The organism is Sinimarinibacterium arenosum, assembly GCF_005047655.1.
GTDB lineage: Bacteria > Pseudomonadota > Gammaproteobacteria > Nevskiales > Nevskiaceae > Solimonas.
In genome coordinates this window covers 60,178-80,482 of record NZ_SUKF01000003.1, presented here as the reverse complement: position 1 = coordinate 80,482, position 20,305 = coordinate 60,178, and the positions used below count along the sequence as shown (strand labels likewise).

The following is a 20,305-nucleotide window of genomic DNA, read 5'->3' as shown; positions in this document are numbered from 1 at the left end:
CATGGCCAGTTACAAAGCACCCCTGCGCGAGATCGGTTTTGTCCTGAATGATGTGCTCAAGGTTGAGCGCTTGTCCGAGCTGGCCGTATTCCAGGACGCCACGCCGGACACGCTGAGCGGCCTGATCGATGAGGCGGCCAAACTGATCGAAAATCAGCTGGCACCGCTGAATGCCGTCTCCGATGCGCATGGCTGCAAGCTCGAAGCCGGCGAAGTCACCGTGCCGCCGGGCTTCACCGAGTTCTACAAGATGTACTGCGAGGCCGGCTGGAACGGCATCTCCCAGAAAAGCGAATACGGCGGCGCCGCGCTGCCGTACACGCTGGGCAAGGTCGTCGAAGAACTGCTGTGCTCGGCCAATGTCGCGTTTGCGCTGTATCCGGGCCTGACCGCCGGCTGCTTTGAAGCGCTGGAAGCTTCGGCCAGCGACGAGATCAAGCAGACCTACCTGCCCAAGCTCGCCAATGGCGAGTGGTCCGGCACGATGTGCATCACCGAGCCGCAGGCCGGCTCTGACGTTGGCGCCGCCAAGACCAAGGCGACGCCGCAGGACGACGGCAGCTTCCTGATCGACGGCGGCAAGATTTTCATCACCTCCGGCGAGCACCGGATGGCCGAGAACATTGTGCATTTCGTGCTCGCGCGCCTGCCCGACTCGCCTCCGGGCGTCAAAGGCCTGAGCACCTTCGTCGTGCCGAAATTCCTGGTCAACGCCGACGGCTCGATCGGCGCGCGCAACGGCGTCAGCGTGCAGTCGATCGAGCACAAGATGGGCATCAACGGCTCGGTCACCTGCGTGATGCAGTTCGACGGCGCCAAGGGCTGGATCGTCGGCAAGCCCAACCAGGGCATCCAGAACATGTTCGTGATGATGAACCTGGCGCGCATCCTGGTCGGCTTCCAGGGTCTGGGTCAGTGCGAACTGGCGACGCAGAACGCGATCCGCTATGCGCAGGAGCGCAAGCAGGGCAAGGCGTTCAACGGCAAGGCGGAGATCATCGAGCACCCGGACGTGCGCCGCATGCTGTTGCAGATGAAGGCGGTCACCGAAGGCGCGCGCGTGCTTGCCTATGAAACCGCGATCTACGTCGACATCGCCCGCCACCACGCCGACCCCGCCGTGCGCGAAGCCGCGCAGGACTGGGTCGACCTGAACACGCCGCTGGTCAAGGCCTACTGCACCGACTCGGCGGTGGAACTCGGCTCGACCGCGATCCAGGTCTACGGCGGCCATGGCTTCATCAAGGAACACGGCGTCGAGCAGATCGTGCGCGACTCCAAGATCCTGTGCCTGTACGAAGGCACCAACGGCATTCAGGCGATGGATCTGGTGCGGCGCAAGCTGATGATGCACAACGGCCGCCTGCCGCAGCGCTTCTTCGACGCCGTGAAAGCCGATCTGGTCAACGGTCCGGAATCGCTGGTCGCGCCGTTGAAGCAGGCGCTGGAATCGCTGGAAAGCACCACGCGCTGGATCATGGAAACCTACAAGTCCAACCCGGACGACGCCGCGTTCGGTTGCTGCGACTACCAGCGCGCATTCGCACTGACCTATCTGGGCTGGAACTGGCTGCGCATGGTCCGCGCGGCGAACGCGGGCAGCGATGCGGTCTATGCCCGCACCAAGCAGGTCACTGCGGAATACTTCGCCACCCGCATGCTGTCGCAGGTTCCGGCGTTGCTCGGCAATGTCCGCGTCAGTGCGGCGCCGATGATGGAACTGGACGCCGCAGCATTCTGACGCCGGCGCATCTCCGGTGATCAAAGGCAGCGCGGCTGAGCCGCGCTGCCTTTTTTGAATCAGAGGTGGCGCCAGCGTGGTGTGAAGCGGCAGGCCGGAGCCGTCACGGCGGCGCGCTGCACACCGCCGACGCACCGGGCCCATAATGGCCGCTTCAGAACAATCAAAATTTGCAGGAGAGGCGCATGAGCACGGTTTACGATTTCGAAGCCGCCACCATCGACGGCCAGACGCAGAAACTCGATGCCTACCGCGGCAAGGTGCTGCTGGTCGTCAACGTCGCCAGCAAATGCGGCTTTACCCCGCAGTACAAAGGGCTCGAAGCGCTGTGGCGCAAGTACAAGGATCGTGGCCTGGTGATCCTCGGCTTCCCCTGCGACCAGTTCGGACATCAGGAACCCGGCGACGAAAACGAGATCATGAACTTCTGTTCATTGACCTACGACGTCAGCTTTCCGATGTACGCCAAGATTGAAGTCAACGGCGCCGGCGCTCATCCGCTGTACCAATTCCTCAAGTCCGAGGCTCCGGGCCTGCTCGGCAGCCAGGGCATCAAGTGGAACTTCACCAAGTTCCTGATCGACAAGAACGGCAAGGTGGTCCGGCGCTACGGCTCCGTCGACACGCCGGAAAAGATCGACGCCGACATCGCCGAACTGCTCTGATCGCTACCCCACTGCACGGAATGGCCGGCATCGCATTCCTTACAGCATCCGACCATGAATAACGCCGCCTGGAAGCAACGTTCGCTCGAACACGTCTGGCATCCCTGCACGCAGATGAGCGACCACGCGGGCGGCGACGCCGCGCCGCTGCCGCTGATCCCGATCCGCAGCGCGGAGGGCGCCTGGCTGGAAGACTTCGACGGCAAGCGCTATCTGGACGCCGTCAGCTCGTGGTGGACCAATATCTTCGGCCACCGGCACCCGTATATTGTCGACCAGCTCAAGCAGCAGCTCGATACGCTGGATCATGTGATGCTCGCCGGATTCAGTCACCAGCCGGTGATCGAGCTGTCGGAACGTCTGGTGAAACTGGTACCGCCGGGGCTGACGCGCTGCTTCTATGCCGACAACGGCTCATCGACCGTCGAAGTGGCGCTGAAGATGAGCTTTCACTACTGGCTCAATCAGGGCCAGCCGCGCAAGACCCGCTTCGTTACGCTGAGCAACAGCTATCACGGCGAAACCCTGGGCGCATTGGCGCTGGGCGATACCGGCCTGTATCGCGATACATATTCGCCGCTGCTGCTGCAGCCGCTGGTCGTGCCCTCGCCGGATTGCTACGAGCGGATGCCCGGCCAGAGCTGGGAAGACCACACGCGCCAGCAGTTCCATCACATGGAGCAGATGCTCGCGCAGCACGCCGACGAAGTCTGTGCGGTCATCGTCGAGCCGCTGGTGCAATGTGCCGGCGGCATGCGCATGTATCACCCGATCTATCTGACCATGCTGCGCGAAGCCTGCTCCCGCTATGGCGTGCATCTGATTGCAGACGAGATCGCCGTCGGCTTCGGCCGCACCGGGCAGATGTTTGCGTGCAACTGGGCGCCGCCGTCGCGGCGCGATCCGGACGCCCAGCCCGGCATCACGCCGGATTTCATCTGTCTGTCCAAAGGACTGACCGGCGGCACTCTGCCGCTGGCCGTGACGATGACCCGCGAGGACATCTACGCCGCGTTCTACGCCGACTACTGCGCCGGCAAGGCGTTCCTGCATTCGCATTCCTACACCGGCAATCCGCTGGCCTGTCGCGCAGCGCTGGCGACGCTGGACCTGTTCGAAACCGAGAAGCCGCTGGTGACCAACCGCATGCTGTCGCAGCTGCTGTGGTCACAGACCGCGGAGCTGCGCGCACATCCGCATGTGGCCGAAATCCGCCAGCAGGGCATGATCCTGGCGATCGAGCTGTCGCGCAGCACCGCGCGCAAGCAGCCCTATCCCGCCGAGGAACGCCGCGGCCTCAGGGTCTACCGGCACGCGCTGGAGCGCGGTGTGTTGCTGCGTCCACTGGGCAACGTGATCTACTTCATGCCGCCGTACGTCATCACCCCGCGCGAGGTCGAGACGCTGTGCAAAGTCGCCCTCGAAAGCATCAATCTGGCGACCGCTGACTGAGTTTCTGCTGCCGGCTGCGCCAAGCCCGTATGGCAATCACGGCGCGGCAGACCGACAATCCGGACATGACCACTCGAATCCATATTCCCGAAGGCCTCGCCGAGGGTGCAACACTCGATCTGCCTGAGAACGCGTTCCGGCATCTGGTCCAGGTTCTGCGCCTGCGCGAGGGCGATCCGTTCACCGCCTTCGACGGGCGCGGCGGCGAGTACGACGCGGTGTTGATCGAGATCAGCAAGCGCAGCGCCAACGTCGGCATCCTCGCGCACCACGCCGTCGAGCGTGAATCGCCGCTGGACCTGACCCTGGCTCAGTGCGTATCCAAGGGCGACCGCATGGACTTCACGGTGCAGAAGGCGGTTGAACTGGGCATCACCCGCATCGTGCCGCTGATTTCCGGCCGCAGCGTGGTTCGCCTTGACGAGGAGCGCTGGGAGAAGAAGCTCGAACACTGGCGCGGCATCGTGGTCTCCGCGTGCGAGCAGTCCGGTCGCACGGCGGTTCCGACCGTCGAGGTTCCCATTGCGCTGCCCACCTGGCTCGACGACGAGAGTGCCCGCGGCACGCGTCTGACCCTGGATCCGGATGCCCCGCACAGCCTGCGCGAACTGCCCGCTCCGCAGGGCCCGGTGACGCTGCTGGTGGGTCCGGAAGGCGGGCTCAGCGAGATGGAACTGAAGCATGCGCACGCTGCCGGCTTCATCGGCATGCGCATGGGACCGCGCGTGCTGCGCACTGAAACCGCCGGGGTCGCTGCATTGGCGGCCTTGCAGTCCAAGTGGGGCGACTGGAACTGATCAGCGTCTCCGCCGATACATCACTGCGCATGTAGCGCCGACGGCACGCTCGGCTCAGTGTGGCGCCGCATCGTCGCCGATCGGATCGGTCCAGACCCGCGTGACGCGACCATGCGTGAACTCGACCCACAGCAGCCGCGGGTCATCGTCACCGCCGACATACATCCAGCGCTCGCCGACCGCATAGCTTTCGCCGATATACAGCGTGCTGACATTGTCCGGTGCGCGCCCGACCAGCTTGCGGACCTGGGAGCGGACGTCGCCGATGCGGATCTCGCCGTGCGCCCATTGCACTGGCTGATCGCCGACAAAGGGGCCCAGTCCTTCCGCAGTGGCTGGCAGCGACAGCATCCATGCGACGGCCAATGCACCGATTGCAGCAAGATTTCGCACACGCATCAGAGTCTCCGGCATGCCTGCAGTGTACGTCAGCTGCGTCATCAGGCTGCGGCCGTTGCCGCGTGCCGGTACCCCACACAGTACACTGCCGACCATTCCTGACACGGCTGAGCGAACTGCCATGGCGAGCTGGTACGAACGACACGTATTGCCCTATCTGATCGACTGCGCCTGCGGCCTGCCCGCAGTGGAGCGCCAACGCGCCGCAGTGGTTCCGCTGGCGCAGGGGCGCGTGCTCGAAATCGGCGTCGGCACCGGTCGCAATCTGCCCCACTACAACGGTGCGGCCATCGAACAACTCGACGCGCTGGACCCGTCGCTGCAATGGCATCCGCTGGCGCGCAAGCGTACGGCGTCGTTGCCGTTCCCGATCGAGCTGATGCCGCTGTCCGCCGAGCGCATTCCGGTGGAAGACCACAGCTTCGACTGCATCGTCTGCACCTACACGCTCTGCACGATTCCGCACCCGCAACAGGCGCTCAGCGAGTTCCGGCGCGTGCTGAAACCGGAAGGCCGGCTATTGTTTTCCGAGCACGGACTGGCGCCTGACGCCGACGTGCAGCGCTGGCAACGGCGGATCGAACCGGTGTGGAAACATTTCGCCGGAGGCTGCCACCTGACCCGTGACGTACCCTCACTGCTGACCGAAGCCGGCTTCCACTGCGACAGCCTCGACCAGCGCTATCTGCGCGGTCCCCGACCCATGACCTACAACTATCGGGGCGTGGCGCGCTGCGCCTGAATTTCAAGGCAACGCCTGCCGCTCAGCTCCCGGCCGAAGCCCGCAGCGAGGCGGCTTCGGCTTCCAGCTGATGCGCGACCAGTCGGGCCAGACCGGCCACCCCCGGCCTGGCGGCCTCGGGCATCTGGCGATACGCAGCGAAACTCCCCTGCAGCAGATACGGCAGCGCGATCGGGCCGGCCGGAATCTCGGCTTCAATCTGCGCCAGGGTCTGCGCGCGCTGAGGACCCCGCAAGGCGTCGAACAGCCCGCGCAGGATGCCGTCCATGCGTGCAACCTTCGGCAGCAAGGACGGCACGCGCAGCTCGATCACACGCTCGAAGCGCGCATCCAGTTCGATGTCGTCGGGCAGGAAGATCTCGCGCTCGCGCGCACCCAGTTCGGCCAGCGGAAACGTCTCCAGCAACGAACCGACTGTCGACAGATGCGCGGGCACCCGCGTGGCCTCCGGCGCCGCCCGCGCATACGCATGCGTGACGACCTCGGTGCAGTACAGCTGACGCCCGTCGTCACCGAGAGACAGTGAGAAATCGTAGTCACGGGCTTCGTGCTGGCGCGCCGATGCATCCCTGAACGCGGCGATCGCGGCCTGTTTTGCCAATGCCGGATCGTGATGGCGGAAGACCGCCATGCGCACGAACGGTTGCTCGACCCAGTCCATCAACGGCGTTGCCTTGACGCCGCTGTTGACCAGCGACTCGACCACTTCCAGCGTCTTCCACTGTGGGTCAAACCCGACGATCGCGGCATGCGAAAACGCGCTGGAGGACTCACCCACCTGACTCACCGCCGACGACGTGATCTCGTTGTTGCGGATCAGCACGACATCACCGGGGGCAAAGTCGAAACCCTCACCGTAACGACTCAAGCCCTCGTAGATCGTGCGCCCGGCATCCACGCTGTGGCCCCCGGCGCGATCCTCCGCCGCGCGCAGTCCGGTGAGAATCTGACGCGCCTCGGCCGCACAGCTTGCATCCGCATCGCCTTCAACCAGCGCGAGCGCGCGGTGACGAAGATCGGCCGCAACGTCTGCGGTAAATGCCGGACCCAGCGACCCCAGTTGCTGCTGCAGTGCCGCTACAGCGTCCGCGTCACACGCAGGAGCCGGCGTCGAAAACACCGCAGCCGCGGCGACCACCAGCGGCCGCCAGAACTGACGGCAATGCTTCGTCAGAGAAGACCGCTGGAACGGTGTGGGAACTTGAACTCGGTCCATGCCCTGGCTGGCAAGCAAAGTCCGCGCCGAAGCGCGGACTTTGCTGGTTCAGCCCTGGCGCAATTCGCGCCTGCAACCGCGAATCAGGAGCCCTGGACCACCAGACTGGGCGCGGTGAAATCCTGGGTCGTCACACTGTCGGCATCGACCTGGACGTCAACGCTGCGCAGGAACGTGATCGGGTCGTCGGTCTCCGGGTCGTCGTCACCGGCCTGGCAGGTCAGCGCCACCGTATACGCACCGGCGGGCAGGAATCCGACCTCGTAGCTGAACTGATCATTGCCCGTCGCCGTCAGCAGGGCCGATGTCAGCGGCTCAGGCGTCGTACCGTCGACGTCATCCGGCGTCACGCCAGCCCCCGCGAACAGATAGACCGCCGCGCCGGCGCCGGTCGCTGTATCCGCGGTGCAGCTGCTGTCTGCGAGCAACGAACCGTCGATGATGCCGCTGAGCGTGCCAACGGTGGCGTTGTCGACCACGCGCAGCACGGGTTTGAGGTTGTAGCAATCCGTGGCACCACGCTCTGCGATGGACTGCCGCAGGTCGAAATCGATCGTATAGGCGACGCTACCGCCGACCGCAACGGTCAGAGGGCCTTTGACCTTGAAGCCCGAGCTGCCGCCACTGGGAACGATCAGCGGATAGTCGACACCATCGACGGTCACGTACGAGGCGTATGGCGGCGATACCGCGTTGCAGTTGGCGTTTTCGGCATCGACCTTCAGACGGACTTCCTGATACACCCCGGGAGCGACAACCGCATCGTCGATCAGAAATGCGCTGTTGGCCCCCTGCAGCGACAGCAGATCGATCTGCAGCGGCGGATCCAGGACAAAACTCTCCTTCACCGCTCCGGAGGCATCCAGCAGCTCCGCGCTGATAAAGCTGACGACCACGGCATCGGCGTGATCGACCGGGGCATCGGTGACGGACAGACTGAGTCTGGACTCATGCAGCTTGGAATCACCGCCTCCGCAGGCACATAGCAACAACGTCGCAGACAGCAGCAGCAAGGAATTTTTCATTGAAGTCTCCGCATTTGACGCAAAAGCCAGAACAACTTGCGCCGTTTCGGTGCGCACCGTTCCACTGTACGCCGTGACGACCCGGTTTGAGTCATCCTCAGCCGTGCCGCAGCGCAATGCAACCGTTGCCGAAGCATCAATCGCCGCTCAACTCCCGCGCCGCAGCGTGCACGACGCGTTATTTCTGATACCGCCGCAGATCGGCGCGAAAATTGCTCTCACCAGCCTTGCCGATGCGTCCTGCGCCGCGGCCTACGACTATTCAATTATCCAGCCTGTCGGGGGTGTCTGGTCAGGCGACAACCTTTCCTTATGCGCTACCTATGGAGATCTGGAATGCATTTCGTCAAGTTGTTGGTTCCCGTGCTGGCACTGGCGGCGATGTCGGCCGCGCAGGCCGGCTCCCGACCTGAGCCCGGGCATGACCTGATGAACCCCGGCAGTAATGTCGTCGGATCGCCTCACTTCAAGTCGGGGCTCGACGTCAACGCGACATCCGAAGCCGCAGTTTCGCCTGACAAGAACGGCGATGGATTTGTCGATGCAACCGAAGTGGAACCCGGCTCGCGCTGGGCGACGCGCCTGCAGCGTCGGGACAAGAATGGCGACGGCAAGCTCTCACGCGACGAGTACTGGTTTCCCTAAACCCAGCTGAAGCCACGCCGGCATCGGCGGCACGGAGCCATCCGCGCCGTCGATGCCACGCGTCTGCTCGCCGCTGCGGCGGCTTTATCGCCGAACCGCCGACGCATACCATGGCCGCGGAATCCATCATCCCGAAATGCCATGCCGTCCGCGCTTGATCTCGGCTTCGTCCGCGCACAGTTTCCCGCCTTCAGCGAAACCTCGCTGCGCGACGGTGTGTTCCTGGAAAATGCGGGAGGTTCCTACGCCTGCGCACCGGTACTGGAACGACTGCAGCAGTATTACCGGCGACTCAAGGTTCAGCCCTACTATCCCTATCCCGCCTCCAGCGAAGCCGGCGCCTGGATGGACGCTGCGCATGAGGCACTGGCGCGTTATCTGAACGTCGCCACGGACGAGGTGCAGTTCGGACCGTCGACATCACAGAACACCTACGTGCTCGCACAGGCGTTCAGTGAACTGCTGCATGCGGGCGACGAGATCATCGTCACCAACCAGGACCATGAGGCCAATTCCGGCGTCTGGCGCCGCCTGGGTGCGCGTGGCATCGTCATCAGGGAGTGGAGCGTCGATCGCGGAACCGGAGCCCTCGATCCGGGGCAGCTGGAGACACTGATCGGTGAACGTACGCGGCTGCTGGTGTTTCCGCACTGCTCGAACATCGTCGCGCAGATCAATCCGGTCGCGACGATTACCGCGCGGGCGCGTGCCGCCGGCGTCATCAGCGTGGTCGACGGCGTGTCGTACGCACCGCATGGCCTGCCCGACGTTTCCGCTCTCGGGGCCGACATCTACCTGTTCTCGCTGTACAAGACTTTCGGTCCACACCAGGGCCTGATGGTGGTCCGCCGCGCGGTGATGGATCAGCTGGGCAACCAGGGCCACTACTTCAATGCCTCGCAGCCGCGCAAACGCCTGGTGCCTGCCGGCCCCGATCACGCGCAGGTGGCCGCATCGCGCGGCATCGCCGAATACTTTGACGCGCTGGACGCACACCACGGCGGCGGCGACGACGCTGGCCGCCCGGCGCGCGTGCGTGCCCTGCTCAGTGGCGCCGAACGCCCCCTGGTGCAGCAGTTGCTCGACGCATTGTCAGCACGGCACGATCTGCGCGTCCTCGGTCCCAGCGAAGCCACGAAACGCGCGGCGACGATTGCCATCGTGCCGCATCCTGACGCCGAACCCATGGCCATCGTGCGCAGTCTCGCTTCGGAAGGCGTGATGGCTGCCGCTGGACACTTCTACTCGGTGCGCCTGCTGGAGGCGATAGGCATCGATCCGGCGCGTGGCGTGGTCCGCCTGTCTCTGGCGCACTACAACTCGAGCAGCGATATTGAACGCGCGCTCGCTGCGCTGGAACAGGCGCTGGCCTGAGTTGCCTCAGTGGCCGGCCTTGCGCCGGAATACACTGAGATGATCCAGCGGCAGGGAGTTGTCGGTCAGCACGCCGGTTTCGGTGACCACAACATCGTCCGGCGCGAACATCGGCGGCCGCCCCAGACGCACCGACGACGGAAACGAGAACAGCAGTCGATCGGTCTGCTGCAGCAGTTCGCCTTCACGCGATAACAGTACGATGCGGCCCTCGAGAAAATCCGCCACCAGCAGGCCGTCACTGACAATGCCCAGATCGTCGTGTGCGGTGACTGTGAAATACAACGGAATTACGTCATCCGCACCGCCGCCTGGAAGCCAGTCCACCGCGTAGACGCTGCCTCCGTCAGTACCGTAAAACCGGTTGCCGCTGCGTTGCAGCCCGTTGGGGAAACGCAGCACGTTGTCCAGACCCAGCGCCAGCTGCCCCAATGGGCTGCCCTGCAGCCAGGTCTCCTGCCCGAGAATATGCAACGGATCCTCGGGATCGACGTTCAGCCTGACGATCTTCGGATCCGGAACGCAGGCATTCAGGGGCTCGTCGACCACATAAAGATTGCCGTCAGGGCCATCCGTCATGCCGTTGGGGATACACATTCCGACGAACTCGAACACCTGCTGCAACACTGGCTCGGCCGTCAGTTTTCCCGCAAACAGGCGCTGGCCCGAACACACGGCATAGAGCACTCCATGACGAATCGCCAAGCCCAGAGCGGAGCCGCAATCGGGCGAGATCGGGTGCGTGGAATAGCTGCCGTCGCCGGCCTGCTTGATTTCCAGAACACCCTCGCCGCTGCTGACGAACAGGCGCCCGTCATCGGAAAACAACAGATTCTCGGCACTGGGAATATCCAGCAGCACCGTGCGCTCACCACACTCGGACGACACGCACAGATCCGCTGCGCGGACCTGTGGCTCTGACATCGCGGCGCTGCCACCGTTGTCGCAGCCGGCAATGCCCGCCAGCAGGCACGCAATCACCCCCAACCCGCCCCAACCCGAAACTTGCACTGACCGCATCATCGCCCCCTGCGATTCGCGCGCGCCACACCCCCTGCAGCGGCGCCCGGCCGTATCATAGGGGCAACCCGAACCGTCGGCACTGCGTACTAGACGACCGACCTCGCACACCGGGCCCGGAGAGAAACCTGATGCGATACATCACACGCGCCACCGCAGCCTTGCTGACGCTGGCTGTTAGCCTGGGCGCCCTGTCCGCCTGCGGCGGCAGCGACGCCGGAACGTCCAGCCACGCCAAGGGCTGGCCTGTCTCGCAACCAGGCGAAAGCCCGCCCCCAGCCCCCGCCGAAGTCGAGGCGGTGATCGGCAACCTGGATGCCCTGGCCGCGATGCTGCCAGCCGATGCGGTCAGCCGGCTGTTCGATCCGCTCGCACTGGGCGTCACCGTGCGCGATCTCAGCGATCCGGAACTGGTCGCATTCCAGGTCCGCGCAACCCTGGCGCAATTGCAGGACGGCTCACGTCTGGAGCAGGTCTATCACCGCTACGGCCATCCCGACTTCAACGATCAGGTTGCACTGGTGCCGGTGCATTTCAGCAACCGTTACGGCACGCCGCTGTATGGCGAAATCGTGCTGCCCTATCGCGGCAGCCGTCCGCCCAGTGACGGCCCCTATCCGGTCATCCTTGCGCTGGAAGGGTTGAATACCAACGTCGGCATGTACCGCTGGTGGCACCAGGTGTTTGCCGACGCCGGCTATCTGGTGTTCGCGTTCGACTTCAGCGGTCAGGGTCAGTCCGACGACGAAGTCAGCGGCGATCCCGGCAACAATGTCGAGGACGCGATCGACGCGCTGGACTGGCTGCTGACGTCGAGCCCGGTTGTCGACGCCCTCGACGCAGACCATATCGGCGTAATCGGGCACAGCATGGGCGCGATCACGACGCTGGCGCTGCAGGCGGTCGAGCCGCGACTGAAGGCGGCCGTCGCCGCCGCACCGATCAGCGAGGCACAGGCCCCGTTCGATGCCAATCCGATCCCTGTCATGATCCAGACGGGCGATCACGACGGTCCGATCGCACCGATCCCCTTCGTCAATCCGGCGGTCGTGCGGCCTATCTACGAAAAACTGAATCCGGATCGCGCCTTCATCGTGGCGGAAGCGTCCTCACACGCGCAGCACACCAATTATCCGTTGTTGCCGACGTCAACCTGGGGCCATGAAATTGCCGCGCAATACTCGCTGGCGTGGATGGACCTGCATCTGCGCGGCGATACTGCGGCTATCCAGACTCTGCGCACCGCGCATCCGCATCTGTCCTACCTGTGGGACAGCGAAGTCGACGTTGCCGGTGAAATCACCGTGCTGCGCGGCGCCGGCCCCGGGCAGTGACGCCCGCCCTTTCTGAGCGAACTTTGCAGCCATGAGCCTTGAGTGCCTGATCTATCGCAGCAGCCGTCAGACCGAGATGTATCTGTATCTGCGCGCCGATGTTGCAGTGGATACCCTGCCGGAACCCCTGCTGAAACGGCTGGGAGAACTCAGCGAGGTCATGAAGCTCGAGCTGAGCCCGACGCGCAAGCTGGCGCGCGTGGACGTCAACGCAGTGATCGAACAGCTGCGCGAACGCGGTTACTTCCTGCAGATGCCGCCGGACGGTCTGGTCCAGGCACATCTGCACATGGGCGACTGAGTCCGCCGCCGGCGTTGCCGCGAGAAGGACGCCTCAGAGCGCGATCTGGAAACTGGCCAGGCGCGCGTAGAGACCGCCCTGCGCCATCAGCTCGGCCGGCGAACCCTGCTCGACAATGCGTCCGTGCTCCAGCACCACGATGCGATCGGCACGCTGCACGGTTGACAGACGATGCGCGATGATCAGCGTCGTGCGTCCACGCATGGCCGCTTCCAGTCCCCGCTGCACCAGCGCCTCGCTTTCCGCATCCAGTGCGCTGGTGGCTTCGTCCAGCAGCAGCAGTGGCGGGTTCTTCAGAATCGCGCGTGCGATGGCGATGCGTTGACGCTGACCGCCGCTGATGCGCACGCCACGCTCGCCGAGGAAAGTGCGATAGCCCTGCGGCAGGCGCTGAATGAATTCGTCGGCCAGCGCGGCACGGGCCGCGGCCATGACTTCGGCCTCGGTCGCATGCTCGTTGCCGTAGCGGATGTTGTCGTAGGCGTCGGCTGAAAAAATCACGGCATCCTGCGGCACGATGCCGATGTGTGCGCGCAGCGCCTGCGGATCCAGCTTGCGCAGGTCAACGCCGTTGAAACGGATCACCCCGGAGCCGACGTCGTAGTAGCGCAGCAGCAGCTGGAACAGCGTGGTCTTGCCGGCACCACTGGGGCCGACCAGCGCAACCGTCTCGCCTTCCCCGATCTGCAGATCGATGTGATCCAGTGCCGCGGTCAGCGGCCGCGACGGGTAATGGAACAGCACCTGCTCGAATTCGACCCGGGCCTGACTCAGCTCCGGCAGCACCTGCGGTGCCGCGGGTGCACGAATCGTCGGTTCAGCCGACAGCAGTTCCATCAGGCGCTCGGTCGCTCCGGCGGCGCGCATCACGTCGCCCCAGACTTCCGCGAGCACACCGACGCCCCCCGCAGTGAGCACGGCATACATCACGAACGCCGCCAGGTCGCCGGCACTCATGGTGCCCGCGACTACGGCCTGCGCTCCCAGCCACAACACGAACACGATGGCGCCGAATACACCGGCGATCATCGCGGCGGTCATCGCCGAACGCATGCGCGTGCGCCGGATCGCCGAGGCGAAACTGGACTCGACCGTGCGGTCGTAACGCTGCGCCTCCCAGGCTTCGTGGGTGAAGGCCTGGACGGTCGGAATCGCATTGAGCACTTCGCCGGCAACCGCCGAGGTGTCGGCAATACGATCCTGCGATTCACGTGACAGGCGCCGCACGCGGCGACCGATTGCGACCAGCGGAATCACCACCCCGAGCAGCAGCACGACCGTGATCGCGAACAGCTTGGCGCTGGTCGCGGCCAGCATCACCATGCCGCCAGCAAACTGGAACAGGCTGCGCAGCCCCATCGAAATCGATGACCCAACCACGGTCTGCACCAGCGTGGTGTCACCGGTCAGACGTGACAGCACTTCACCGGTCTGCGTGGTTTCGAAGAATTCGGGCGACTGGCCGAGCATGCGTGAATAGACCGCGCTGCGCAGGTCGGCGGTGACACGCTCGCCAATCCAGCTGACCTGGTAATAGCGCGCGGCAACAATCACCCCCCAGACTGATGCCAGACCGAACAAGGCCATGAAATGGCCGTGCATTGGCGCATTTGCGCTGAAGCCTTTGTCGATCAGATCGCGCAGCGCCAGCGGCACGGTCAGCATCACCACCGAACCGGCGCACAGCAGCAGGAACGCAACCAGCAGGCGCATACGGTAACGCCGCAGATACGGCCACAGCGCCGCCAGGGCACCGATCCGGCGGGAAGGTACCGGCGCCGGACCCTCGACAACGGACGCGGCACCGATCCCGGCGCTGACCTGTGAATCACCCTGGCTCATACCACGGCTCCAGTGGGAAGAATGACCTGCATGGTTCCGCGCGCGCAGGCTTGCTGCGATACTCGGCATTCACGGGGGAACGACCTGTCCGGCCTGGCCGGAAGGGACAAGATTGGGGGGAGTAAGCTCATGAGCGGTCTATTGTCCCTGAAACCACAATGCGACGGGCAGATGCCGTCCCCGCATGCATTTTTTCGCCTCAATCAGCACCGCGACATCTGCGGCCGGATGGCCCACAGCGCCGAGCGACGACCCGGTGCCATGCACCGCGCCCTCTGACCCGCCCGACCTCTCGAAGTTTCAATGACCTGGACTACGCATGACGACAATTGACCCCAAAGCCCCCGTTCTGGTCACCGGTGCCAGCGGCTATATCGCCAGCTGGATCGTGCGCGATCTTCTCGAAGCCGGATACACCGTTCACGGCACGGTGCGCGATCCACAACGCAAGCGCGGCATGGAACATCTTCACGCCCTCGCAGAGCAGCATCCGGGGCGCCTGCAGCTGTTCAAGGCCGACCTGCTGACACCCGGCAGCTACGACGCCGCGATGCAGGGCTGCGAACTGGTGATGCATACCGCGTCACCCTTCGTCATCAGTGGATTCAGCGACGCCGAAACCGCACTGGTGCGCCCGGCCGTCGAAGGCACGCGCAATGTGCTCGAGAGCGTTGAACGGACGCCGTCGGTCAAGCGCGTGGTGCTGACCAGCAGCGTGGTCTCGATCTACGGTGACAATATCGACAGCCTTGCACTGTCGTCCGACCCGGAGAAGCAGATTTTCACGGAAGCGCAGTGGAACACGACCAGCAGTGTCGATCACCAGCCCTATCCGTACTCCAAGGTCATGGCCGAGCGTGAAGCCTGGAAGATGCATGACCGTCAGTCGCGCTGGGATCTGGTCACGATCAATCCGGGACTGGTGCTCGGGCCGTCCCTGACCCGCGCCAGCGATTCAGCCAGTTTCGGCGTCATGAAGCAGCTGGTCGACGGCACCATGTTTCTGGGCGCCCCAAAACTGGCGATGGGCGTGGTCGATGTCCGCGATGTCGCCGAGGCGCACGTGCGTGCAGGCTTCACCCCTGCCGCGTCGGGCCGCCACATCGTCAACGGCGCCAACACGACTTTCCTCGAAATGGGGCGCCTGCTGCGTCGAAAATTCGGCAACCGCTATCTGTTCCCGTTCATGGAAGCGCCCAAGGCCATGATCTGGCTGATCGCACCGATTGCCGGACTCACGCGAAAATTTGTCTCGCTGAATGTCGGCTACCCGCTGCGCTTCGACAACAGCAAAAGCCGCACCGCACTCGGGCTGACCTATCATCCGCTCGAACAGACGCTGGCCGATCACTTTCAGCAGATGCTGGACGACGGCACGGTGCGGCGCCGCTGAGGGACATCGGATTACGACATATCGCCACTGGGAGATCTCGATGGGCGCATGGCTGATGGTGGCAAGTCTGTTCGTGGTGGCGGCGGTCGCCGGGTGGCTACTGTGGCGTCTGCGACAGCTGCAGTCGCTGGTGGCGACGCTGGAGCAGGACCACCGCAAGCTGACCGAAGCCTGGAAAATGCTTCCGCCCGATGCCAGTGCCCTGCTGCCCAGGGGGACAGCGCCGCTGATCAGCATCGAGATTCTCAATCCGGTGGAACTGGCCTCCAAGGAATCGCGGTTCGCCGCGCCGCTGGGTGCCGTCGCCCCCAGCGTGATCCGGCGCTTAGTCTATGAACGTACGGTATTGATCCTGCAGGACGAGCTGGTCAAATACGGCGTCCAGGCCGAGGTTCGTACGCATGGCATGGCTTGAAGCGTGCCTGCTGGCGCTGAGCTGCGTGCTGCTCGCGCTGGCGACTCGCCAATCGTCGCGCTTGTCGCAACAGCTGCGCGGCGTCTCATCCGGAATGCGCCGCAGTGGCGCCGTGCTGGTCGAAACACAGGGCATGTTGCGGATCCAGCAACAGCTCACACAGGTACAGCGCCTCACCGAGACCACCATTGATACCGGTACCCGCGCGGTGCAATCGGTCCATCTCGGCATCGCCAGCATTCCGTTCGACCTGCTGGAGTCGTATCCGGCAACCCGCGATGCAGCACGGGTGGTGCGCCGCACCCACGACTTCATCGCCGGCGCGGTCTACGGCACGATTGCCGGGATCAACCGCAAGGTTGGCGAAGCCGCACGCGGCACGCTGACCCCCCGCAGCGGCGAGCTCCCGGAACACAGCGAAAGCGACTCGGATGCCGAGCGGAAACCGCCGAAGACCTAGCGGCGGCGCACGGCGACTGATTCCCGTCAAAGTGCATCCCCGCTGCCCGCTCCGTTGATCCAAGTCATGCCGCCCGCAGAGGGCGCGGACTAAAGTGAAACCGTGCGACGCTCCAGTCGAAGCGGTTCATGACGGGATGCGCCTTCAGCCGATGACGTGAACGAGAGTGATATGCCGGACAACATCCAGATACTGCACGACGATCATCGAAGCTTTGCACGCACCTTGCGCCTGATGTCCCGATCCGTGCAGACGCTGCAGAACGATGGCGATCCGGATTACTCCATCATGCACGACCTGATGTACTACATGACGCACTATCCGGATCTGGTGCATCACGCCCGCGAAGACCTGATCTTCCGGCGGCTCGCTCAGCACGATCCGTCGCTGACGGACGTCGTCGAGCAGCAGCTGGCCGAGCACGCCGAAATCATCACGCGCGGAACCGCGCTGCTGGAGGCGCTGAAGCAAGTGCTGGCCGGTGAAATGATCGGCCGCGATACGCTGGAAGCGGCCGCAAAGGCGTATCTCGATCTGCAGTTGACTCACATGCAGCGCGAAGAAGCGAATCTGCTGCCAATGGCCAAGGCTTTGCTGAGCAAGGAAGACTGGGCCGAAATCGACAACACCCTCGCGCATACACCAGACCCGCTGTTCAGCGACACCATCGATCAGCAATATCGCCATCTGGTCAGTCAGATCAAAGCGGCGGGCGGATAAAGGCGTCATTGCGGCCGATCCACGACATCCAGCTGACGCGACATCCAGCTGACGCGACATCCGCGCTAACATCGCGCGGGTGCAAGCCTTCATTCCCAGACCCTTCAGCTCGGGCGAGTTTCCCGAACTCGACAGCCTGCTGACGCTGATTCGCCGCGCCGGCAGCATGCTGCGCAGCGAAGTCGTCTGCGAAGTCCGCGCGCGCGGGCGTCAGCTACCGGTACATTGCCTCGAGCTCGGTTCCACTGATCCCAATGCTCCGGCCGTTGGATTTTTCGGCGGCATTCACGGCGTCGAGCGTATCGGCACGCAGGTGCTGCTGTCATACATGCAGTCGCTGGTCGAACGTCTGTTCTGGGACGAATCACTGCTGCGTCAGCTCGAAAATCTGCGGCTGGTGTTCATGCCGCTGATCAATCCGGGCGGCATGCTGGCACGCACGCGCAGCAATCCGGCTGGCGTCGACCTGATGCGCAATGCGCCTGTTGACGCCGACCACGGCGTCGCGTTTCTGCTGGGCGGCCAGCGGCTGTCACGGCATCTTCCGTGGTATCGCGGCAGCGCCGACGGCGGCTTGCAGCCTGAAGCCGCGGCAGTCGCGCGCGTCGTCGAACAGCGCCTGCAATCACACAGCTTCAGCCTCTCGATCGATTGTCATTCCGGCTTCGGCGTCAAGGACCGTATCTGGTTCCCGTATGCGCGAACGCGCGAACCGATTGCCTGTCTGCCCGAGGTGTATGCCCTGCGTACAATGTTCCGGGCCACCCATCCCTATCACAGCATTTACCGCTTCGAGCCGCAGGCGCATCAGTACACGACCCATGGCGATCTCTGGGACTATCTGTACGATCGATCGCGCGCCAGCAATGACCATCTGTTCATTCCACTGACACTGGAAATGGGCTCGTGGCTATGGGTCAAGAAGAGCCCGGCGCAGTTATTCAGCCAGCTCGGCATGTTCAATCCGCTCGCCCCGCATCGTCATCAACGCATACTGCGCACGCATCTGACCTTCTTCGATTTTCTGATCCGAGCAGCGATCTCGAACCAGCGCTGGCGTCCGCGCGGCGCTCAACGAGACGTCATGATGGAATCCGCATTGTCCTATTGGTACGGGCCGCAAGGTTCGCTGCGTCCCGCAACGCCCAAAACATGAAATCAATCTCGCCAGGCACAGCTGATCCATTACTTGAGCGGCTGTCGAACACCCCCGCGGCCAGCGTGTTGCCATTTGCCCCCAGCAGCCACCGCTGCCTGCATCTGGATCTCAGCGCGACAAACCACGCACTGGGAGACATTGACAGTATCAATCCGGTGAGCTTCGGAACCTGGATCGAAGCACAGCGCCGTGCTGCGGGCGCGGACTACGCTGCCGGCGGCTACGCCGAAGATCGTCCGCTGTACAGCAACAGTCCGACCTTTGTGTCCGATCCCGCAGACCCGGAGTCAGCCCGCACACTGCACCTGGGCGTCGATCTGTGGCTGGCCACCGCGACCCCGGTGTTCTCCGCACTGCCGGGACGGATTCATAGCGCCCAGGACAATGCCGGCGACCACGACTATGGTCCAACGCTGATTCTCGAACACTGTCTGGATAACCAGACGTTCTACTGCCTGTACGGCCATCTCGCGCGCCGCAGTCTGACGCTGCACAAGGTTGGCGACACGGTGGCGGCCGGCGATCGCCTGGGCTGGCTTGGGGCAATCAACGAGAATGGCGGCTGGCCGGCGCATCTGCATTTCCAGATCATCCGCGAGCTGGACGGGCATCACGGAGACTTTCCCGGCGTGTGCCGGCCTTCGGAGCGCGCGCAATGGCTGCACCGCTGCCCCGACCCGAACCACCTGCTGCGCATCGACGCGCTGCGGGCACCGCCAGGCTCGACTCAATGACGCGACCGTCAACCGTCGATCTGCATCTACACACCCAGGCGTCCGACGGCAGCATGACTGCGCAGGAACTGATGCAGGCAGCCGCAGAGGCCGGGCTGCGCACCGTCGCCGTCACCGATCACGACACGGTTGCCGGACTCGAAGCGGCGGCAACTGCAGCGCGCTCACATGGCATCGAGCTGGTCGCGGGGGTTGAACTGTCGGTCAGCTGGCAACGCCGCACACTGCATATCGTTGGCCTCGACATTGACCCTGACGCCGATGCGCTGCGTGAAGGTCTGGAGCGACTGCAGGCACAGCGGCGCGAACGCGCGCGGGCCATCGCGATCAAGCTCGAAAAACTGGGAGACACGGGCGCGGTACGCTGGGTCGAGGCCACGCCGGACAATCGGCAGCTCACGCGCAGTCATTTCGCCATGCGACTGGTCGAGGCTGGAGTGTGCCCGGACGCCAAGCGGGCCTTCAAACGCTATCTGGCACCCGGCAAGTCCGCCTATGTCGCCACCCAGTGGCCGACCATGGAGGAAGCCATCGGCTGGATCACAGCGGCGGGGGGCACTGCGGTGGTGGCGCATCCTCTGAAATATCCGATGACGCGCAGCTGGCGCCACCGCATGCTCGCCGCGTTCCGCGACTCCGGCGGAAGCGCGATGGAAGTCTGCAGCGGCAACAGCGACGCCGAGGCCATTCGTACCGGTATCGATGACGCCGAGTCCTTTGGCCTGCGCGCCTCACTGGGATCGGACTTCCATGGGAGTTCGCAACCCTGGATCAAGCTCGGACGCCTGCCCGCATTACCTGAAAATCTGCGGCCGGTTCTCGACCGCATGCGCTGACTGCAACCCCCAGACGCAGAAAAGCCCGCCGGAGC

21 protein-coding genes are annotated in these 20,305 nt (G+C 64.2%); 16 read left to right on the top strand and 5 right to left on the bottom strand.

Annotation, left to right across the window (positions count from 1 at the left end; genetic code table 11):
• The first annotated feature begins 1 nt into the window (after window position 1).
• The 4 genes from E4T66_RS06755 to E4T66_RS06740 all read left to right on the top strand — a co-directional run bounded on the left by E4T66_RS06755 (window position 2) and on the right by E4T66_RS06740 (window position 4,655).
• Window positions 2-1,741, top strand: coding sequence for an acyl-CoA dehydrogenase family protein (locus tag E4T66_RS06755; protein WP_136848160.1), 1,740 nt, complete (start codon window positions 2-4; stop codon window positions 1,739-1,741).
• 185 nt (window positions 1,742-1,926) lie between these two features.
• Window positions 1,927-2,406, top strand: a complete 480-nt coding sequence (locus tag E4T66_RS06750) for a glutathione peroxidase (protein ID WP_136848159.1) — start codon at window positions 1,927-1,929, stop codon at window positions 2,404-2,406.
• Between the two features lie 54 nt (window positions 2,407-2,460).
• Window positions 2,461-3,858, top strand: coding sequence for an adenosylmethionine--8-amino-7-oxononanoate transaminase (locus E4T66_RS06745; protein WP_136848158.1), 1,398 nt, complete (start codon window positions 2,461-2,463; stop codon window positions 3,856-3,858).
• Window positions 3,859-3,923: 65 nt separating this feature from the next.
• The gene (locus tag E4T66_RS06740; protein ID WP_136848157.1) at window positions 3,924-4,655 is read left to right on the top strand and encodes a 16S rRNA (uracil(1498)-N(3))-methyltransferase; all 732 of its coding nucleotides are present in this window, start codon (window positions 3,924-3,926) and stop codon (window positions 4,653-4,655) included.
• A 54-nt stretch (window positions 4,656-4,709) separates the two neighbouring features.
• Here E4T66_RS06740 and E4T66_RS06735 read toward each other — a convergent pair whose 3' ends face one another.
• Window positions 4,710-5,177 (bottom strand): hypothetical protein, encoded by a 468-nt coding sequence (locus E4T66_RS06735; RefSeq protein ID WP_136848156.1) that lies wholly within the window; start codon window positions 5,175-5,177, stop codon window positions 4,710-4,712.
• On the opposite strand from E4T66_RS06735, the gene E4T66_RS06730 reads away from it, so the two are divergent.
• The gene (locus tag E4T66_RS06730; protein ID WP_136848155.1) at window positions 5,176-5,796 is read left to right on the top strand and encodes a class I SAM-dependent methyltransferase; all 621 of its coding nucleotides are present in this window, start codon (window positions 5,176-5,178) and stop codon (window positions 5,794-5,796) included. The two genes, E4T66_RS06735 and E4T66_RS06730, sit on opposite strands and share 2 nt — an antisense overlap.
• 22 nt (window positions 5,797-5,818) lie before the next feature.
• On the opposite strand, the gene E4T66_RS06725 is transcribed toward E4T66_RS06730, so the two are convergent.
• Window positions 5,819-7,012 (bottom strand): YiiX/YebB-like N1pC/P60 family cysteine hydrolase, encoded by a 1,194-nt coding sequence (locus E4T66_RS06725; protein ID WP_136848154.1) that lies wholly within the window; start codon window positions 7,010-7,012, stop codon window positions 5,819-5,821.
• Between the two features lie 83 nt (window positions 7,013-7,095).
• Window positions 7,096-8,037: a DUF4382 domain-containing protein gene (locus tag E4T66_RS06720; protein ID WP_136848153.1), complete on the bottom strand. Its 942-nt coding sequence runs from the start codon at window positions 8,035-8,037 to the stop codon at window positions 7,096-7,098.
• A 336-nt stretch (window positions 8,038-8,373) separates the two neighbouring features.
• Between E4T66_RS06720 and E4T66_RS06715 the strand changes: the two genes are divergently transcribed.
• Both E4T66_RS06715 and E4T66_RS06710 read left to right on the top strand, forming a co-directional pair.
• Window positions 8,374-8,682, top strand: a complete 309-nt coding sequence (locus E4T66_RS06715; protein ID WP_169577514.1) for an EF-hand domain-containing protein — start codon at window positions 8,374-8,376, stop codon at window positions 8,680-8,682.
• Between the two features lie 141 nt (window positions 8,683-8,823).
• Complete coding sequence (locus tag E4T66_RS06710) at window positions 8,824-10,056, top strand: aminotransferase class V-fold PLP-dependent enzyme (protein ID WP_136848152.1); 1,233 nt, start codon at window positions 8,824-8,826, stop codon at window positions 10,054-10,056.
• Window positions 10,057-10,062: 6 nt separating this feature from the next.
• On the opposite strand, the gene E4T66_RS06705 is transcribed toward E4T66_RS06710, so the two are convergent.
• Window positions 10,063-11,076, bottom strand: coding sequence for an SMP-30/gluconolactonase/LRE family protein (locus E4T66_RS06705; protein ID WP_136848151.1), 1,014 nt, complete (start codon window positions 11,074-11,076; stop codon window positions 10,063-10,065).
• Between the two features lie 131 nt (window positions 11,077-11,207).
• On the opposite strand from E4T66_RS06705, the gene E4T66_RS06700 reads away from it, so the two are divergent.
• Window positions 11,208-12,410, top strand: coding sequence for an alpha/beta hydrolase family protein (locus tag E4T66_RS06700; protein ID WP_136848150.1), 1,203 nt, complete (start codon window positions 11,208-11,210; stop codon window positions 12,408-12,410).
• A 31-nt stretch (window positions 12,411-12,441) separates the two neighbouring features.
• Window positions 12,442-12,711, top strand: a complete 270-nt coding sequence (locus tag E4T66_RS06695; RefSeq protein ID WP_136848149.1) for a YcgL domain-containing protein — start codon at window positions 12,442-12,444, stop codon at window positions 12,709-12,711.
• A gap of 33 nt (window positions 12,712-12,744) precedes the next feature.
• Here the strand turns inward: E4T66_RS06695 and E4T66_RS06690 are convergent, their stop codons facing one another.
• Window positions 12,745-14,553 (bottom strand): ABC transporter transmembrane domain-containing protein, encoded by a 1,809-nt coding sequence (locus E4T66_RS06690; protein ID WP_136848148.1) that lies wholly within the window; start codon window positions 14,551-14,553, stop codon window positions 12,745-12,747.
• 319 nt (window positions 14,554-14,872) lie between these two features.
• On the opposite strand from E4T66_RS06690, the gene E4T66_RS06685 reads away from it, so the two are divergent.
• The 7 genes from E4T66_RS06685 (at window position 14,873) to E4T66_RS06655 (ending at window position 20,270) form a co-directional block, all read left to right on the top strand.
• On the top strand, window positions 14,873-15,946 hold the full coding sequence (locus tag E4T66_RS06685) for an SDR family oxidoreductase (protein WP_136848147.1): 1,074 nt from the start codon (window positions 14,873-14,875) through the stop codon (window positions 15,944-15,946).
• A 40-nt stretch (window positions 15,947-15,986) separates the two neighbouring features.
• Window positions 15,987-16,361 carry a hypothetical protein gene (locus E4T66_RS06680; RefSeq protein ID WP_136848146.1) on the top strand — a complete coding sequence of 125 codons (375 nt, stop codon included), beginning with the start codon at window positions 15,987-15,989 and terminating at the stop codon, window positions 16,359-16,361.
• Window positions 16,348-16,821, top strand: coding sequence for a hypothetical protein (locus E4T66_RS06675; RefSeq protein WP_136848145.1), 474 nt, complete (start codon window positions 16,348-16,350; stop codon window positions 16,819-16,821). Before E4T66_RS06680 ends, E4T66_RS06675 begins: the two co-directional genes overlap by 14 nt.
• Before the next feature lie 171 nt (window positions 16,822-16,992).
• Window positions 16,993-17,541: a hemerythrin domain-containing protein gene (locus E4T66_RS06670; RefSeq protein WP_136848144.1), complete on the top strand. Its 549-nt coding sequence runs from the start codon at window positions 16,993-16,995 to the stop codon at window positions 17,539-17,541.
• A 79-nt stretch (window positions 17,542-17,620) separates the two neighbouring features.
• Window positions 17,621-18,697 carry a M14 family zinc carboxypeptidase gene (locus E4T66_RS06665; RefSeq protein WP_211242802.1) on the top strand — a complete coding sequence of 359 codons (1,077 nt, stop codon included), beginning with the start codon at window positions 17,621-17,623 and terminating at the stop codon, window positions 18,695-18,697.
• Window positions 18,694-19,434, top strand: coding sequence for a peptidoglycan DD-metalloendopeptidase family protein (locus E4T66_RS06660; RefSeq protein ID WP_136848143.1), 741 nt, complete (start codon window positions 18,694-18,696; stop codon window positions 19,432-19,434). Before E4T66_RS06665 ends, E4T66_RS06660 begins: the two co-directional genes overlap by 4 nt.
• Entirely contained in the window at window positions 19,431-20,270 is an 840-nt protein-coding gene (locus E4T66_RS06655; protein ID WP_169577513.1) for a PHP domain-containing protein, read from the top strand. Before E4T66_RS06660 ends, E4T66_RS06655 begins: the two co-directional genes overlap by 4 nt.
• The last annotated feature ends 35 nt before the right edge of the window (window positions 20,271-20,305 follow it).

Bases quoted from the DNA above. Each gene is read 5' to 3' on its own strand.
- E4T66_RS06680 (WP_136848146.1), top strand. From the start codon at position 15,987: ATGGGCGCATGGCTGATGGTGGCAAGTCTGTTCGTGGTGGCGGCGGTC.
- E4T66_RS06700 (WP_136848150.1), top strand. From the start codon at position 11,208: ATGCGATACATCACACGCGCCACCGCAGCCTTGCTGACGCTGGCTGTT.
- E4T66_RS06735 (WP_136848156.1), bottom strand. From the start codon at position 5,177: ATGGCAGTTCGCTCAGCCGTGTCAGGAATGGTCGGCAGTGTACTGTGT.
- E4T66_RS06670 (WP_136848144.1), top strand. From the start codon at position 16,993: ATGCCGGACAACATCCAGATACTGCACGACGATCATCGAAGCTTTGCA.
- E4T66_RS06660 (WP_136848143.1), top strand. From the start codon at position 18,694: ATGAAATCAATCTCGCCAGGCACAGCTGATCCATTACTTGAGCGGCTG.
- E4T66_RS06730 (WP_136848155.1), top strand. From the start codon at position 5,176: ATGGCGAGCTGGTACGAACGACACGTATTGCCCTATCTGATCGACTGC.
- E4T66_RS06715 (WP_169577514.1), top strand. From the start codon at position 8,374: ATGCATTTCGTCAAGTTGTTGGTTCCCGTGCTGGCACTGGCGGCGATG.
- E4T66_RS06675 (WP_136848145.1), top strand. From the start codon at position 16,348: ATGGCATGGCTTGAAGCGTGCCTGCTGGCGCTGAGCTGCGTGCTGCTC.
- E4T66_RS06750 (WP_136848159.1), top strand. From the start codon at position 1,927: ATGAGCACGGTTTACGATTTCGAAGCCGCCACCATCGACGGCCAGACG.
- E4T66_RS06745 (WP_136848158.1), top strand. From the start codon at position 2,461: ATGAATAACGCCGCCTGGAAGCAACGTTCGCTCGAACACGTCTGGCAT.
- E4T66_RS06695 (WP_136848149.1), top strand. From the start codon at position 12,442: ATGAGCCTTGAGTGCCTGATCTATCGCAGCAGCCGTCAGACCGAGATG.
- E4T66_RS06725 (WP_136848154.1), bottom strand. From the start codon at position 7,012: ATGGACCGAGTTCAAGTTCCCACACCGTTCCAGCGGTCTTCTCTGACG.
- E4T66_RS06720 (WP_136848153.1), bottom strand. From the start codon at position 8,037: ATGAAAAATTCCTTGCTGCTGCTGTCTGCGACGTTGTTGCTATGTGCC.
- E4T66_RS06755 (WP_136848160.1), top strand. From the start codon at position 2: ATGGCCAGTTACAAAGCACCCCTGCGCGAGATCGGTTTTGTCCTGAAT.
- E4T66_RS06705 (WP_136848151.1), bottom strand. From the start codon at position 11,076: ATGCGGTCAGTGCAAGTTTCGGGTTGGGGCGGGTTGGGGGTGATTGCG.
- E4T66_RS06655 (WP_169577513.1), top strand. From the start codon at position 19,431: ATGACGCGACCGTCAACCGTCGATCTGCATCTACACACCCAGGCGTCC.
- E4T66_RS06710 (WP_136848152.1), top strand. From the start codon at position 8,824: ATGCCGTCCGCGCTTGATCTCGGCTTCGTCCGCGCACAGTTTCCCGCC.
- E4T66_RS06690 (WP_136848148.1), bottom strand. From the start codon at position 14,553: ATGAGCCAGGGTGATTCACAGGTCAGCGCCGGGATCGGTGCCGCGTCC.
- E4T66_RS06740 (WP_136848157.1), top strand. From the start codon at position 3,924: ATGACCACTCGAATCCATATTCCCGAAGGCCTCGCCGAGGGTGCAACA.
- E4T66_RS06685 (WP_136848147.1), top strand. From the start codon at position 14,873: ATGACGACAATTGACCCCAAAGCCCCCGTTCTGGTCACCGGTGCCAGC.